This is a genomic window from Maribacter algae, from assembly GCF_047345745.1.
Taxonomy (GTDB): Bacteria; Bacteroidota; Bacteroidia; order Flavobacteriales; family Flavobacteriaceae; genus Maribacter.
Genome location: NZ_JBLFES010000005.1, coordinates 322,156 through 337,674, shown reverse-complemented (window position 1 = coordinate 337,674; position 15,519 = coordinate 322,156). Strand labels below are relative to the sequence as shown.

The following is a 15,519-nucleotide window of genomic DNA, read 5'->3' as shown; positions in this document are numbered from 1 at the left end:
TGATTCAGAAGTTTACCTTTTTCCCAAAAAACTTTTGCCTTTTACCTGTATTTACCCCAAAATCATTCCTGCAATCGTTGCGGAGAGCAAAGAGGCCAATGATCCACCGAGAACGGCCTTCATTCCAAATTCGGAAAGTGTTTTACGTTGTCCAGGAGCTAAAGAACCAATACCCCCTATTTGAATACCAATAGAAGCAAAATTGGCAAATCCGCAGAGCATATAGGTCGCCATGATTACAGATTTATTAAACTTAAGATGTGGGAGAGTGGTTAAATCCTTTAATTCGGCCAATTGTATATAACCTATGAATTCACTTGCCGCCAGTTTAATTCCCAATAACTGCCCCATGAGCATGACATCTTCTTTTGCTACACCAATAAGCCACATTAAAGGAGCGAATACTGTTCCCAAAATGGCTTCCAAAGAAAATTTCTCATAGGCGGTATGTTCCGCAATCCAAGAATTTAAGGAAGTCCATTCGCCAATACCGCCCAAAATACCATTGATCATGGCTATGAAAGCAACGAACACTAAAAGCATGGCCCCTACATTTACGGCTAATTTCAATCCTTCTGTAGTCCCATTGGCGATGGCATCCAAAATATTGGAGCCTATCCTATCTTGAGAAACTTTTACATCCGTATTAATCGTTTCGGTCTGCGGATATAATATTTTAGAAATGACGATAGCACCAGGAGCCGCCATAACGGATGCAGCCAACAAATGTTTAGCAAAAATAAGCTGTAACGCAGGATCGTCTCCCCCTAAAAAACCAATGTAGGCTGCGAGCACTGCCCCCGCAACGGTGGCCATTCCTCCGATCATGACCAAAAGAATTTCAGATTTGTTCATTTTTTCCAAATAGGCCTTTATAAGCAATGGAGCTTCGGTCTGCCCCAAAAAGATATTTCCCGCAATGGATAAACTTTCCGCACCCGAAATCCCCAAAGATTTGGTTAATAGCCATGCCAATGCTTTTACTACTTTTTGGATAATGCCCAAATAAAAAAGAACAGAGGTCAGGGCCGAAAAGAAAATAATGGTGGGCAATACCTGAAATGCAAAAATATAGCCGAAAGTGTCCATATCTACAACAAGCCCTTCAAACAAAAATTTGCTTCCCGCTCTCGTAAATTCTAAAATATCTATGAAGCGTTCCCCGATCCATTCAAATACAATTTGTACAAAAAGAACTTTTAGAACGCCAACAGCTATGAGCAACTGCAGTGCCAAGCCAATCCCGACCGTTTTCCAATTAATGGCCCGTCTGTTGGAACTGAATAAAAAAGCAATGACTAGCAAGACGAGCATTCCAAGCGCGCCACGCCCCAGACTATTTATGGAAAAACCTTCATTGGGAAGTATTTCCGATTGCTCTACCGGCACTATATCATTGAAGGTAATAGTGTCTACAGTGTTGTTTATCGTTTCCGGGATTTCCGAATCTTGAGAGAATACGGCAAAAGTATAAAGCGAAAAAATTAGTAAAAACCCTATTTTTTTATACATATAGAAGAGATTGCTCCATCAATTTCTTTTGGATATCTCATCCCTAAGTTTAGCCGCTTTTTCGTAGTCCTCATTGGTAACGGCTTTTTTGAGTTCGGCCTCTAATTCATCTATAGTGAGTTCCGTGTAGCCGTCAGTAGCTCCGGACTCGATAGCTACCGTTTCTCCCTCTTGGAGAATTTCATCTACCATAATGCTGCCTTCGGTCTCTTTTTTGTCTTTATCCTTGGAAGAGAATTTCAAGAAAATACCGGCCTTGTCCAATATGGTTTTGTAAGTGAAAATAGGAGCTGAAAAACGAAGGGCCAGCGCTATGGCGTCGCTGGTGCGGGCATCGATAATCTCTTCTATGCCATCGCGTTCGCAGATAATACTGGAGTAGAATACACCATCTACCAATTTGTGGATGATGACCTGCTTGATGACAATATCAAACCTATCCGAAAAATTTTTGAAAAGGTCATGTGTCAAAGGTCTTGGTGGTTTTATTTCCTTCTCCAAGGCAATGGCGATCGATTGTGCTTCAAAAGCACCGATAACGATTGGCAGCTTTCGTTCCCCATCCACTTCATTTAAAATAAGGGCATAGGCACCATTCTGTGTTTGGCTATAAGAAATCCCCTTTATTTTTAGTCGTACTAAGCTCATGTAGGTCGTGTAAAATAAAAAAGGCCGTTCAAACGATTAGGACCCTAATAATTTGAACAGCCCTTTCGGGCACAAAATAACAAAAATTAGCTGTTTTGGGCTTTAAAATCCTTTAATTTTTCAATCAATTCCGGGACAACTTCAAAAGCATCACCTACAATGCCGTAGTCGGCCGCTTTAAAGAAAGGAGCTTCCGGATCCGTATTAATGACCACTTTGGTCTTGGACGCACTCACACCTGCCAAATGTTGAATGGCTCCAGAAATACCGATGGCAATGTATAAATTGCTGGCAACAGGTTTTCCGGTCTGCCCAACGTGCTCACCATGCGGTCTCCAACCTAGGTCGGATACCGGTTTTGAACAAGCGGTAGCCGCTCCAAGAACATCGGCCAATTCTTCTATCATTCCCCAGTTTTCAGGTCCTTTAAGACCACGACCTGCGGAAACAACAATATCGGCATCTGCAATAGTAGCTTTTCCTACTACTTTATCAATTTCGGTCGATTTAGTGCTGAATGCGGAATCCGCTAAACTTGCATTAAAATCTTCAACCGTAACATCCTTATTATTTTCAACAGTCCCGAAAGCATTGTTGGAAACACCGATTACTTTTATATCCGCATTTACCTGGGTATGCGCAAAACCTTTATTACTGAAGGCTGTCCTTTTTACGGTGAACGGACTTGTGCTTTCCGGGGCGGCAACTACATTGGGGACGTAACCAGCTTTTAAGGAAGCGGCCAATAAAGGTGCCATAAATTTGGTGTCCGCACTGGAACTTACTATGATTACTGTTGCGCTTTCTTTTTCAACGGCCTGTGCAATCATATTGGCATAAGCTTTGGCATTGAATACTTTTAAAGCATCGTTCTGAACATTCAATACTTTAGAAACGCCATATTTTCCAAGTGATTCATTATCGGTAGCGTTCACGGCTATTGCCGTTACTTCCGTTCCCATTTGTTGGGCCACTTCCGCAGCATAGGAAGCTACTTCAAAAGCGTTTTTCTTGAATTTTCCGTTATCGGATTCTGTATATACTAGAACTGACATATTTTTTTGATTAGAAATTTTAAATCACAAATCCCAACTCAAAGTTTGGGCATCTGACTTTTCGATTTCGGTTTTAAATAACTTTAGCTTCGTTGTGCAATAGGTTCAATAAATCATCTACATTGTCGGATAGTTTCACGGCTCCTTTGGCAGCAGGTTTGTCAAAACTAATGTCTTCCGTAGTTTTTGGTGCTTCGATAGGCTCTACAACATTTAATGTTTTTTTCCGAGCCATCATGATGCCCCGCATATTCGGAATACGTAAATCGCTTTCTTCCACCAAGCCCTTTTGCCCACCAACAACCAAGGGAAGTGATGTGCTAAGTGTCTCCTTACCTCCGTCTATCTCACGAACGGCGGTAACATTTGTACCATCGACCTCTAAACTAATACAGGTGTTTACAAAGTTCATGTCCAATAAGGAAGCGATGATTCCGGGAACCATACCGCCATTATAATCAATGGATTCACGACCGCCGATAACTAAATCATATCCTCCGTTTTTTATTACTTCGGCCAATTGGGAGGCAACAAAAAAACCATCGGTCGGCTCTGCATTAACACGAATAGCTTCATCGGCACCAATAGCCAAGGCTTTTCTCATGGTAGGTTCTACGGAAGGACCGCCAACGGTTGCAATATGTACTTCGGCACCTTGTTTTTCTTTGAACCACATGGCTCTGGTCAAACCAAATTCATCGTTTGGATTAATGACAAACTGTACCCCGTTGGTATCAAATTTAGTATTGTCATCCGTGAAATTTATTTTAGAAGTAGTGTCCGGGACATTACTTATACAAACCAATATTTTCATTTATTAATTTCTTTAAAAATGCTGTGCGTAAAGATAACTATTTCTTTATTATTTATTATGCATGCATAATAAATTTATAACTTTTTTTTGATTCTTTGACGGGCTAAATTGATATATAATTTCCTATTTTTGCTTGCTTTCAAAGAGAGCTAATCAGCTAATTTATCCATTCAGATGAAAACGATACAATTTAGGGAGGCCATAGCAGAGGCCATGTCAGAAGAAATGCGCAGGGATGAGTCCATCTACTTAATGGGCGAGGAAGTAGCGGAATATAATGGTGCGTACAAAGCTTCTAAAGGAATGTTGGACGAGTTTGGTGAAAAACGTGTCATAGATACGCCAATATCCGAGCTTGGTTTTGCCGGTATCGGTGTGGGCTCTACCATGACGGGAAATAGGCCCATCATAGAGTTTATGACCTTTAATTTTGCATTGGTCGGGATAGATCAGATTATCAATAACGCAGCAAAAATCAGGCAAATGTCCGGTGGACAATTTCCATGCCCCATTGTATTTAGAGGACCTACCGCTTCGGCAGGTCAGCTGGCGGCAACGCATTCACAAGCTTTTGAAAGTTGGTATGCCAACTGTCCCGGTCTAAAAGTAATTGTACCATCCAATCCAGCGGATGCAAAGGGTTTATTAAAATCGGCCATTCGTGATGATGACCCGGTTATTTTTATGGAATCCGAGCAGATGTACGGGGATAAAGGAGAAGTACCAGAGGGCGAATACACGATTCCCATCGGTGTGGCGGATATCCGAAGAGAAGGAAAAGATGTTACCATAGTTTCTTTTGGAAAAATTATTAAAGAGGCCGATAAAGCTGCGGAAGAATTGGAAAAAGATGGAATTAGCTGCGAAATCATTGATTTACGTACCGTAAAACCTTTAGATTATGAGGCCGTTTTGAAATCGGTTAAAAAAACCAACAGATTGGTCGTGCTGGAAGAAGCTTGGCCGTTTGGTAATGTGGCCACGGAAATCACCTATCATGTCCAGGCCCATGCCTTTGACTATTTGGATGCGCCTATTGTAAAAATAAACACTGCCGATACTCCGGCACCTTACTCTCCGGTACTTCTAGCGGAGTGGTTGCCAAACCATGAGGATGTCATCAAAGCCGTTAAAAAAGTGTTATATAAATAGGAGAGAACTATTGTAAAAGTATCTTAGCTTCTTCGACCAAGGTGGAGGAAGCTTTTTTATTGGTATGCTATTTGTTATATAGCTTCCTGAGAACACATCATCATTCATGAGACGATTACTTTTTACCTTTTTGTTTTTCTTGGTTTGCTTTTTGAACGCACAGACAAAAGTCAGTGGTATTGTAATAGATGGGACCGGGGAACCGGTAGCATTTGCCAACGTTTTTTTCAAAAGTTCTACGGAGGGTACTATTACCAATGATAATGGCCGATTTTATTTGGAATCGGAAAATACCTATGATACCTTGGTCATATCGTTCATTGGCTACGAAAACCAAGAAATTGAGCTTGTTTCCCGGGTTACGTATGAAATGAACATCAAAATGGAAGAAGCTACCGAACAGTTGAACGAAGTAGTCCTGATTTCCGGGAAGCAATCCAAAAAGAACAATCCGGCTATTGATATCCTCCGAAAGATATGGTCCAAAAAACGGGAAAACGGTATTAGAAAGTTCAAACAATATGCTTTTGATAAATATGAAAAAGTAGAATTTGATTTGAATACTATTGATAGCGTATTGATGAAACGTAAAATATTCAAGGGCTTGGAATTTATTTTTCAAGATTTGGATACATCGCGCATTACCGGAAAAACATATTTGCCCATTTTTTTGAACGAAACCTTTTCCAAGGTATCCGGTGATAATATTCTGAATGAAGAAAAAGAACAGGTCTTGGGAAATAAAAATTCGGGATTTGATAACAATCAGGCCATTATTGCTTTTGTTCAAGATCTGTATCAGAATTATGATATCTATGACAATTATTTAAAGTTCTTTGATAAAAGTTTTACGAGTCCCCTTTCCAGAACAGGGATAGACACCTATAATTACGCCTTACGGGACAGTGCTTTCATAGATAATAAGTGGTGTTATAATATTGTGTACTATCCCAGAAGAAAAAATGAATTGACCTTTAAAGGCGATTTTTGGGTGAACGATTCCACTTGGGCCATAAAAAACATAAACTTGGAAGTCACAAAAAGTGCGAATATCAACTGGGTAAAAGAAATTTATATTGAACAGGATTTTGATGTGATGAACGATTCTGTTTTTCTTTTGAAGAGAGATTACATGCTCAGTGATTTCAGTTTTCAGAAAAAAGAAAAATCCAGGGGCGTATATGGTAAAAGAACCACGGTTTATGATAACTACGACTTTGATATCCCAAAACCGAAAGAATTTTATAGGAAGGAAAAAAATCCTTTGGACCCAGCTTTAATAGTAAAGGGCGATGCATTTTGGGAAAAGAACAGACTGGAATCCTTGAACAAGGATGAAGCAGGTATTTATAAGTTGTTGGATACCTTAAAGACCGTCCCCAAGTTTAAATCCTATTATAATCTGGTAAGTATCTTAGGTTCCGGATATGTAGAAATCGATAAATGGAACCTGGATATTGGTTCCGTGTACGATGTTTTTGGTTTTAATGATGCGGAGGGCCCTAGATTGAGAATAGGGGCGCGAACCTACTTTGGTCAAAATGATCCTTGGCGTGTAGAAGGGTATGGGGCTTATGGTTTTAAGGACAACAAGTTTAAATATGGCCTCTCTGGAAAGTTTCTTCTGGACAAAAGGAGCAGACTGATCGTTTCGGGCGGAAACCGCAGGGATATAGAGCAACTAGGGGTCAGTCTCACGGCAACAAATGATGTTTTAGGTAGAAGTATCGCCTCATCGGCACTGCTCACAGTGGGAGCAAATAATAGGTTGACCAATATAAATTTAAGTGCCCTTAATTTTGAGATAGAACCTATAAACAACCTACGGGTGGGATTGGGAAGTACTTTTAGAACCTTAAGCTCTGCATTGCCCAATGATTTTAGCCTTGATTATATTGATGCTGAATCCCCAAACGGGATATCTTCGGAAATAAGACAGTTTGATGTCAATGCCATACTGATCTATACTCCGGGAAAGAGAACAATAGGCTATGGAGTGGAGCGTAGGGATGTTAACGATACGTATAGCACCCTAATTCTAAATTATACAAGAGGTGTTGAGGGACCGCTTGATAGTGATTTTAACTACAACAAATTACAGTTTTCTTATAGCCAACCTTGGCAACTCGGAGGTTTTGGTCGGCTTTTAAGTACCGTGGAACTGGGAAAAACATTTGGAGAAGTACCTTTGGGCCTCTTGAGCGTTGTTCCAGGGAACCAAACGTTCTTTACCAATTATGGAACCTTCCCCAATCTAGATTTTTACGAATTTGTGACGGATACCTATGCTTCGGTTCATTTGGAGCATAATTTTAACGGAAGGTTATTTTCCAGAATTCCGTGGTTGCGAAAGCTCAATTTAAGGGAGATTATTGGTCTTAGGGGAGTGTGGGGAGACCTTTCGGACGAGAATATCGCGTTAAGCGCTCCAGCTACGGTGAACACTCCCTTACGGGCACCTTCGGAAACTATTTATTACGAATATTCAGTTGGTGTGGGAAATATCTTTAAAGTATTTAGAATCGATTTTAACTTCCGGGGCAACTATTTGGACAGCCCTAATGCCAGGCCCTTTGGCGTAACGGGAACTTTTGGGTTTAATTTTTAAAATGAATTTATTTTCATTCCTTCGGAAGCGCTAATCTCATTAACTTTGTGTATTCTTTTGAATCCGAAAATCTTTACGCTTTATTAGTAATTTTCACCTAGTTTTTGCGTTCACCTACATAAATTTTAAAGTCTTAAAAAACTACACATGTCAGATAAACAAATAGTCACTTTTGATGTCCTCATAGAAATCCCAAAGGGGAGTAGAAATAAATACGAATATGATTTTACATTGAACAAGATTCGTTTTGATCGTACGCTGTTCTCTTCTATGATGTATCCCGGAGACTATGGTTTTGTTCCCGAGACATTAGCTTTGGATATGGACCCCCTTGATGTTTTGGTAATGACTACGGAACCCACATATCCTATGGTAGTCATGGAAGTGAAACCGATCGGGGTCTTTCATATGACCGATGAAAAAGGACCGGACGAGAAAATTATCTGTGTACCAGTTTCCGACCCTATTTGGAATCAAAAAAATGATCTATCGGACATCAACCCGCACCGAAAAAAAGAAATCGAGCATTTCTTTCAAGTGTACAAGGATCTGGAAAAGAAGAAGGTTGATGTAGGCGGTTGGGGAAATGCGGACGAGGCCGTTAAAATATACCATGAATGTGTAAAACGTTATGCTGAAAGTGATCATAAGGATAAACGCACTTTTATGATATAGCTAAAAAACACTGATGTAAAAGCCACTTTTTGCAAAATAAAGTGGCTTTTTTTATTCACCTCAATTTTACTACTTTAGCAGCCGTTAAAAAAACTAATAAAGAATCAACAAAATGGAATTAATTGTACAGTTTTTACCTGCATTTGGGGTCTTGGCACTCTTGTTCGTAGCGATCAAAAATGCTTGGGTAGGCAAACAGGAAGTCGGTGACGCCAAAATGGCGCGTATTGCTAAAAATATTGCAGATGGCGCAATGTCTTTTTTAAAAGCGGAATACAAAATCTTATCGATTTTTGTTGTTGCCGTGGCCGTTCTTCTTTTCTTCAAGGGAAATAGTGAGGAAGGTTCAAATGGAATGGTTGCCGTGTCCTTCATTGTAGGGGCAATTTGTTCTGCACTTGCTGGATTTATTGGAATGAAAGTGGCTACCAAGGCAAACGTAAGAACAACGAATGCTGCTAGGCAGTCTCTGGGAAAAGCTTTGGAGGTCGCTTTTGCAGGAGGAGCTGTAATGGGTCTTGGTGTTGTAGGTCTTGGTGTTTTAGGTCTTAGTGGTTTGTTTATGATATATAGTGGTCAAGGTTGGGCACTCGGTGAAGTATTGAATGTTCTTTCCGGTTTCTCTTTAGGAGCTTCATCTATAGCATTATTTGCCCGTGTTGGTGGAGGTATCTATACCAAGGCGGCCGATGTTGGAGCGGATTTAGTAGGAAAGGTTGAGGCTGGTATTCCAGAAGATCACCCATTAAATCCTGCTACTATTGCAGATAATGTTGGTGATAATGTTGGTGATGTTGCCGGGATGGGAGCTGATCTTTTTGAATCTTATGTAGGTTCCATTATCGGTACAATGGTTTTGGGTGCTGCCTTTACGCAGATTCCCGCTTTTGCCTCCTCTTTTGATGGTCTTGGTGCAGTATATCTACCATTGGTATTGGCCGCAGTAGGTATCATTATGTCTATAATCGGTACTTTCTTCGTAAAGGTAAAAGATGGTGGCAACCCTCAAACGGCATTGAATATTGGTGAATTTGGTTCGGCTGGTTTAATGTTGGTAGCATCTTTCTTTATTATCACAAATATGTTGCCTGAAACTTGGACTTTCGGAGGTGCTGAGTACGGTGCAATGGGTGTTTTCTGGGCGGTACTTGCCGGTTTGGTAGCAGGTCTTGCCGTAGGTAAAGTTACAGAGTACTATACAGGTACGGGTACTAAGCCGGTGAATTCGATAGTGCGTCAATCAGAAACGGGCGCTGCCACAAACATCATTGCTGGTTTGGGTGTCGGTATGATGTCCACAATGATTCCTATTTTATTGATTGCTGCCGCTATTTTGGTTTCACATCATTTTGCAGGGCTATATGGTATTGCAATCGCCGCGGTTGGGATGTTGGCCAATACGGGTATTCAATTAGCGGTTGACGCTTATGGTCCTATATCCGATAATGCAGGTGGTATCGCTGAAATGGCGGAGTTGGAGCCGGAAGTTCGTGAGCGTACCGATAAATTGGATGCTGTGGGTAATACAACGGCTGCAATTGGTAAAGGTTTTGCAATCGCTTCTGCTGCCTTAACGGCATTGGCATTATTTGCTGCTTTTATGCAGACGGCAAACGTAACGGCAATTGATGTTTCCAAGCCTACGGTAATGGCAGGTTTGTTGGTAGGAGGAATGCTACCTTTTGTATTCTCCGCACTTTCTATGAATGCGGTAGGTCGTGCCGCAATGGCCATGATTGAAGAAGTTCGTCGTCAGTTTAGGGACATACCACAATTAAAAGCGGCGTTAGAGGTGATGAGAGCCGTAGATTCCGATATGTCAAAAGCTACACCCGCGCAACGAGAAATCTTTGATGCTGCTGACGGTGTTGCCGAATATGATAAATGTGTCGCGATTTCTACACAGGCTTCTATAAAGGAAATGGTATTGCCGGGTCTTTTGGCCATAGCGGTTCCAGTTGCCGTTGGTTTCTTGGGTGGTGCAGAAATGTTAGGAGGTCTCTTGGCCGGTGTTACCACCTGTGGTGTTTTAATGGCTATATTCCAATCCAATGCTGGAGGTGCTTGGGATAATGCGAAGAAAATGATAGAGTCCGATGGACGTAAAGGTTCGGACGCTCATAAGGCCGCGGTAGTGGGTGACACTGTTGGTGACCCGTTCAAGGATACTTCTGGGCCTTCTTTGAACATCCTATTAAAGTTAATGTCGGTTGTGGCATTGGTCATTGCACCAAGTATTGCTTTAAACGGTGACACTGGGATGGCGAACGTAACGGAAGAAGTTTCCAAAACGATTACCATGAATGTGGAAAACGATGGCACGGCAGAAGCTATTGTCCATTATAGTACGATCGTAAATGGAGAGGAAGTTTCCGAAGAAAAAGTATATACGGGAACAAAAGCCGAAGTAGAGGCCCAGTTGGCTTCTTTGGAAAACGTTACAAACAATAGTAAAGGCAAACTTACAGAAGTCGAAATAGAGAAGAAGATTCAAAAGTAACTTCTGTTTTCAATAATTAAAAAAAGGGCTTTGAATAATTTCAAAGCCCTTTTTCGTATTTCACTTTTTGAGGAATCAAGTTGCTTTGGTCTCTAATATGATGGATTCTTTCTCGGGGGCATTCTCCACTTCATAACCATTGGTGTCATGTATCGTTTTCCATTCCAATGCAATAAAAACAATTGCCAATAAAAGTAGCAGGGCAATAACAAAGTACAACCCAGTTTTGGGGTTTAGGTCTTTATCACGATACTTTTTGGGCTGCATATCCTAATTTTTATAAAAAAGTAACCATCCCAAAGCTTGGGATGGCTTACGTAAATCAAAGTTTATGCCATTTCTTATTGTAGCTTAAAGGTAATTGGAATACTAAAAGGTACTTTCACGGCATTTCCACGTTGTTTTCCTGGGGTCATTTTAGGGAGTTTTGAAATAATTCTAACGGCTTCCTGTTCTAAATTTTTGTCCGGTCCCCTAAATTTTATATCTCCGATGGTACCGTCTTTTTCTATCGTAAAAGTTGTGTATACTTTTCCTTGTACGCCCATTTCTTGGGCAATAGTGGGGTATTTAAAAACTTTACGAATGTGTTTTTGCATCATTTTGTTAAAACAACTTCTCTTATCCTTTGTATTTTCGCAACCGGGAAATACGGGTACATCCTCAATAACTGAAAAAGGAACAGTTACATCTACAGGTACTTCAATTATTTCGAAATCGTCTGCTTCTAATACTTCTTTGTCTTGGTCCGTATCAACAGCGTCAATTATTGTTTCAATTATAGGGTCATCATCTTCAACGACCTCAATTTCAGTCGGTATTACCGGCGCAGGTGGAGGCGGCGGTAGCGTTTCCAATTGAAAAACCGGAGCTTCTTCGTCAAGTAACTCATCAACATCATTCATACCAATATCTGGTTTATAAGCATTATCATAGGTCTTCCATTCCAGTGCTATATAGGAAAGTGCCATTACGGACAGCAGTCCAATTACGAAATACAGACCGCTTTTTTTGTTGAGGTCTTTTTTGGGATTCTTTTTTGGTTCCATTTTTTTAAAGTTTTTATGTTCGCATTTAAGCGAAATGGGTTAAACATGAATTAATCGTCACCTAAATCTACTGCCAACAAATGGCTTAAAATAGGAACAATGAGGGAACACGGCTTTTAAATGAGGGAATAGGATTTATATCAAATGAGTTTGGATACGGATGAATTGGAATAACGGAATACCTTAAAACATGATACTTTTGTTTTATGACAGTATTCAAAAAAGATAAACTACAGATTATAGGGTTTCAAAGTTATGGTACGCCTTCAAAGTTATATGTACGCGGACGTGCATTGGAGGATGAGGAAATAGATTTACAGCAAAAAGGAATTTTTAATCTATTGCTAAATACATGGAAACGTTTTGAGACGGATGAAATAAAACATACACCGATCAACATTCATTTATCGAACAAAAAGACTTTTCGTGCCGAAACCGACAAAGACGGTTATTTTACAGTGGATGAACCACAAGAAAACCTAGAAGAATTGATCAATAGTGAAGGTTGGTTAACCTTTGAAATTTCTTATGCCGATACCCATTTGAAACGAGAAATAATACATCAAAACAAATTTCCCGGAGAGATGCTTATTCCAAGTAAAACTTCGGAATATGGTGTCATTAGTGATATAGACGACACCATTCTGCACACGGGCGTGGTATCTTCCCTCAAATGGAAGGTGCTGTTGAATACGGCTTTCAAAAGGGCCACAAAACGAAATGCCTTGGAAGGCACGGCCGATTTTTACCATCAGTTGCATCGCGGTAAAACTGGTGCCGCTGTGAACCCAATTTTTTATGTAAGCCATAGCCCTTGGAATTTGTACCGATATTTAGAGCTTTTTTTGAAGACCAATAATTTCCCAAAAGGACCTATTTTATTGCGGAGCATGGCAAGTTTCAGGTCTAGGAATAGAATAGGTCCGGCACCGCAAAAGCAGCATGAAATCATTAATATACTAAAAACCTACCCAGCATTACCGTTCATATTGATCGGGGATAGTGGTGAAAAAGATGGGGATATTTACATCACTATAGCAAAAAAATTTCCCGGTCAGATAAAAGCGATATACTTAAGGAGTGTCAGTGATCTAAAAAGAGTACAGCGTATTGAAGATTTATTTCAAGAATATACGCAAATTCCTTTTCTATTGGTTAAAAAGACAGCGGATGCCATTGCACATGCCAAACAGCATGGTTTTATTTAGAACAAGCCGTGAATTTCGGCATCAATCTTATTGATAACGCTTCCCAAGTCTTCGGGTTTGTCCACAAAATCCAGTTCATCAACGTTGATGACGAGTAGATTTCCTTTTTCGTAACCATGTACCCAAGCTTCGTAACGTTCGTTTAGTCTGCTTAAATAATCAATAGAAATAGTGTTCTCATATTCCCTACCGCGTTTATGTATTTGTTTTACTAGATTGGGAATAGAACTGCGTAGGTAAATCAGTAAATCTGGTGGCTGTACAAGACTTTCCATCAATTCGAACAAACTCGAGTAATTTTCGAAATCGCGATTGGTCATCAACCCCATTGCATGCAGGTTAGGCGCGAAGATATGGGCATCCTCGTAAATGGTCCGGTCTTGAATGATGTTTTTGCCGCTTTCCCTGATCTGAAGAATTTGTCTATAGCGACTGTTCAAAAAATAAATTTGAAGGTTAAAACTCCAGCGTTCCATCTGTGTGTAAAAGTCATCTAGATAAGGGTTGTCCACCACATCTTCAAAGTGTGCCTCCCATTGGTAATGTTTAGAAAGTAGTTTGGTGAGTGTGGTCTTTCCGGCCCCAATGTTTCCTGCTACCGCAATATGCATTTCACTTTATTTTTTGGTTAGTGTCTTCATAGAAGAGTACCGCACAAGATACAAAGTCTAATGGGTTTGAGAAAAAAATGTAGATGAAATGCAGATAATATTTTAGGTCTATTTTAAGATAAAAAAGGAAGTGTTTAATTTTTAAAAGGAACAATTTTCATATTTTTGGCATTCAATAATGAGGAAGGATTTGACTGATTGCAACCTCGGTAAAAAATGCTAAAAAGTGGTGCGAACTTCTTTGAGCCTTTCCGTCAAATCTTCTCGACAATTTTATAATAGAATGGCTTATTTATTTACTTCTGAATCTGTTAGTGAAGGACACCCGGATAAAGTTTCCGACCAAATCAGTGATGCACTTTTGGATAATTTTTTAGCTTTTGACCCACAGAGCAAAGTGGCCTGTGAAACGTTGGTAACCACGGGACAAGTGGTACTTGCGGGAGAGGTGAAAAGCCACACCTATTTGGATGTTCAGAACATTGCCAGAGGTGTCATCAATAAGATTGGGTACACCAAAGGAGAGTATCAGTTTAGTGGCGACTCTTGTGGGGTCATTTCATTGATTCATGAACAATCCCAAGACATCAATCAAGGAGTGGACAGGGGCACAAAAGAAGAACAAGGCGCGGGAGATCAGGGGATGATGTTCGGTTATGCCACCAAAGAAACGGAAAATTACATGCCGTTAGCCCTGGATATTTCACACCGAATTTTACAGGTTTTGGCCGATTTACGCCGAGAAGAAAAAGAAATAACCTATTTACGACCCGATGCCAAAGCTCAAGTTACCATAGAATATTCGGACGATAACCAACCCATTAGAATCGATACAATCGTTGTTTCCACGCAGCACGATGCTTTTGATGCCGATGATGAAAAAATGTTGGCCAAAATTAAATCGGACATTGTTTCAATTCTCATTCCAAGGGTAAAATCACAATTACCGGAAGCAATTCAGGAACTGTTCAATCAGCAAATCAAATATCATATTAATCCAACCGGAAAGTTTGTGATAGGTGGTCCTCACGGGGATACAGGATTAACGGGTCGTAAAATCATAGTGGATACCTATGGTGGAAAAGGAGCGCACGGTGGTGGTGCTTTCAGTGGAAAAGACCCCAGTAAAGTAGACCGTAGTGCAGCCTATGCAGCAAGACATGCCGCCAAAAATTTAGTGGCCGCAGGTGTAGCGAAAGAAATTCTGGTCCAGGTGAGTTATGCGATTGGAGTAGTAGAACCGACTTCTATTTTTGTGGATACTTATGGTACTTCGAACGTGGATTTATCCGATGGTCAAATAGCGGAAAAAGTAGCACAATTGTTCGATATGCGTCCGTTTGCCATAGAGGAGCGCTTAAAATTGCGTAATCCCATCTACCTGGAAACCGCGGCATATGGCCATATGGGAAAAGAACCAAAAACAGTGACCAAAATATTTGAAAGCCCCTATAACGGTCGCGTTGAAATGGAAGTGGAATTGTTTACTTGGGAAAAATTGGATAAGGTTTCTGAAGTAAAAACCGTTTTTGGGCTTTAAAATTACAGTAGCGGTCAAATTGAGCGGAGTCGAAATGGTTATCAACTAAATTCTATTTTCCAAACCTAAAAAATGAGAGTAGGAATAGATTCCTGACGAGGTCAGGAAGAAAGGGGAGATATTTTAAGTGTACCTTTTATCTTTACT

The 15,519-nt window shown here is 40.3% G+C and carries 13 protein-coding genes; 6 read left to right on the top strand and 7 right to left on the bottom strand.

Going from position 1 to position 15,519, the window contains the following annotated elements:
• Positions 1 to 51: 51 nt before the first annotated feature.
• From ACKWBX_RS18040 to ACKWBX_RS18025, 4 genes are all read right to left on the bottom strand, one after another.
• Entirely contained in the window at positions 52 to 1,512 is a 1,461-nt protein-coding gene (locus tag ACKWBX_RS18040) for a NupC/NupG family nucleoside CNT transporter (protein WP_413970119.1), read from the bottom strand.
• Between the two features lie 18 nt (positions 1,513 to 1,530).
• Complete coding sequence (locus ACKWBX_RS18035; protein WP_413970118.1) at positions 1,531 to 2,160, bottom strand: bifunctional nuclease family protein; 630 nt, start codon at positions 2,158 to 2,160, stop codon at positions 1,531 to 1,533.
• 86 nt (positions 2,161 to 2,246) lie between these two features.
• Positions 2,247 to 3,215, bottom strand: a complete 969-nt coding sequence (locus tag ACKWBX_RS18030; RefSeq protein WP_413970117.1) for an electron transfer flavoprotein subunit alpha/FixB family protein — start codon at positions 3,213 to 3,215, stop codon at positions 2,247 to 2,249.
• A 73-nt stretch (positions 3,216 to 3,288) separates the two neighbouring features.
• On the bottom strand, positions 3,289 to 4,029 hold the full coding sequence (locus ACKWBX_RS18025; protein WP_413970116.1) for an electron transfer flavoprotein subunit beta/FixA family protein: 741 nt from the start codon (positions 4,027 to 4,029) through the stop codon (positions 3,289 to 3,291).
• 174 nt (positions 4,030 to 4,203) lie between these two features.
• Here ACKWBX_RS18025 and ACKWBX_RS18020 point away from each other — a divergent pair, with 174 nt between their 5' ends.
• From ACKWBX_RS18020 to ACKWBX_RS18005, 4 genes are all read left to right on the top strand, one after another.
• Entirely contained in the window at positions 4,204 to 5,181 is a 978-nt protein-coding gene (locus tag ACKWBX_RS18020; RefSeq protein ID WP_413970115.1) for a pyruvate dehydrogenase complex E1 component subunit beta, read from the top strand.
• Positions 5,182 to 5,287: 106 nt separating this feature from the next.
• A complete protein-coding gene (locus ACKWBX_RS18015) occupies positions 5,288 to 7,789 on the top strand; it encodes a DUF5686 and carboxypeptidase-like regulatory domain-containing protein (protein ID WP_413970114.1) in 2,502 nt (833 codons plus the stop codon).
• Positions 7,790 to 7,936: 147 nt separating this feature from the next.
• On the top strand, positions 7,937 to 8,464 hold the full coding sequence (locus ACKWBX_RS18010; RefSeq protein WP_413970113.1) for an inorganic diphosphatase: 528 nt from the start codon (positions 7,937 to 7,939) through the stop codon (positions 8,462 to 8,464).
• Between the two features lie 112 nt (positions 8,465 to 8,576).
• Positions 8,577 to 10,964: a sodium-translocating pyrophosphatase gene (locus tag ACKWBX_RS18005; RefSeq protein ID WP_413970112.1), complete on the top strand. Its 2,388-nt coding sequence runs from the start codon at positions 8,577 to 8,579 to the stop codon at positions 10,962 to 10,964.
• Positions 10,965 to 11,039: 75 nt separating this feature from the next.
• Here ACKWBX_RS18005 and ACKWBX_RS18000 read toward each other — a convergent pair whose 3' ends face one another.
• On the bottom strand, positions 11,040 to 11,231 hold the full coding sequence (locus ACKWBX_RS18000; protein WP_413970111.1) for a hypothetical protein: 192 nt from the start codon (positions 11,229 to 11,231) through the stop codon (positions 11,040 to 11,042).
• Between the two features lie 74 nt (positions 11,232 to 11,305).
• Entirely contained in the window at positions 11,306 to 12,013 is a 708-nt protein-coding gene (locus ACKWBX_RS17995; RefSeq protein ID WP_413970110.1) for an energy transducer TonB, read from the bottom strand.
• 206 nt (positions 12,014 to 12,219) lie between these two features.
• On the opposite strand from ACKWBX_RS17995, the gene ACKWBX_RS17990 reads away from it, so the two are divergent.
• Entirely contained in the window at positions 12,220 to 13,221 is a 1,002-nt protein-coding gene (locus tag ACKWBX_RS17990) for an App1 family protein (RefSeq protein WP_413970109.1), read from the top strand.
• On the opposite strand, the gene ACKWBX_RS17985 is transcribed toward ACKWBX_RS17990, so the two are convergent.
• Positions 13,218 to 13,832 carry a deoxynucleoside kinase gene (locus ACKWBX_RS17985; protein ID WP_413970108.1) on the bottom strand — a complete coding sequence of 205 codons (615 nt, stop codon included), beginning with the start codon at positions 13,830 to 13,832 and terminating at the stop codon, positions 13,218 to 13,220. The two genes, ACKWBX_RS17990 and ACKWBX_RS17985, sit on opposite strands and share 4 nt — an antisense overlap.
• Positions 13,833 to 14,115: 283 nt before the next feature.
• On the opposite strand from ACKWBX_RS17985, the gene metK reads away from it, so the two are divergent.
• Complete coding sequence (gene metK, locus ACKWBX_RS17980; protein ID WP_413970107.1) at positions 14,116 to 15,372, top strand: methionine adenosyltransferase; 1,257 nt, start codon at positions 14,116 to 14,118, stop codon at positions 15,370 to 15,372.
• Positions 15,373 to 15,519 lie beyond the last annotated feature (147 nt).

Bases quoted from the DNA above. Each gene is read 5' to 3' on its own strand.
- ACKWBX_RS18040 (WP_413970119.1), bottom strand. From the start codon at position 1,512: ATGTATAAAAAAATAGGGTTTTTACTAATTTTTTCGCTTTATACTTTT.
- ACKWBX_RS18035 (WP_413970118.1), bottom strand. From the start codon at position 2,160: ATGAGCTTAGTACGACTAAAAATAAAGGGGATTTCTTATAGCCAAACA.
- ACKWBX_RS18030 (WP_413970117.1), bottom strand. From the start codon at position 3,215: ATGTCAGTTCTAGTATATACAGAATCCGATAACGGAAAATTCAAGAAA.
- ACKWBX_RS18025 (WP_413970116.1), bottom strand. From the start codon at position 4,029: ATGAAAATATTGGTTTGTATAAGTAATGTCCCGGACACTACTTCTAAA.
- ACKWBX_RS18020 (WP_413970115.1), top strand. From the start codon at position 4,204: ATGAAAACGATACAATTTAGGGAGGCCATAGCAGAGGCCATGTCAGAA.
- ACKWBX_RS18015 (WP_413970114.1), top strand. From the start codon at position 5,288: ATGAGACGATTACTTTTTACCTTTTTGTTTTTCTTGGTTTGCTTTTTG.
- ACKWBX_RS18010 (WP_413970113.1), top strand. From the start codon at position 7,937: ATGTCAGATAAACAAATAGTCACTTTTGATGTCCTCATAGAAATCCCA.
- ACKWBX_RS18005 (WP_413970112.1), top strand. From the start codon at position 8,577: ATGGAATTAATTGTACAGTTTTTACCTGCATTTGGGGTCTTGGCACTC.
- ACKWBX_RS18000 (WP_413970111.1), bottom strand. From the start codon at position 11,231: ATGCAGCCCAAAAAGTATCGTGATAAAGACCTAAACCCCAAAACTGGG.
- ACKWBX_RS17995 (WP_413970110.1), bottom strand. From the start codon at position 12,013: ATGGAACCAAAAAAGAATCCCAAAAAAGACCTCAACAAAAAAAGCGGT.
- ACKWBX_RS17990 (WP_413970109.1), top strand. From the start codon at position 12,220: ATGACAGTATTCAAAAAAGATAAACTACAGATTATAGGGTTTCAAAGT.
- ACKWBX_RS17985 (WP_413970108.1), bottom strand. From the start codon at position 13,832: ATGCATATTGCGGTAGCAGGAAACATTGGGGCCGGAAAGACCACACTC.
- metK (WP_413970107.1), top strand. From the start codon at position 14,116: ATGGCTTATTTATTTACTTCTGAATCTGTTAGTGAAGGACACCCGGAT.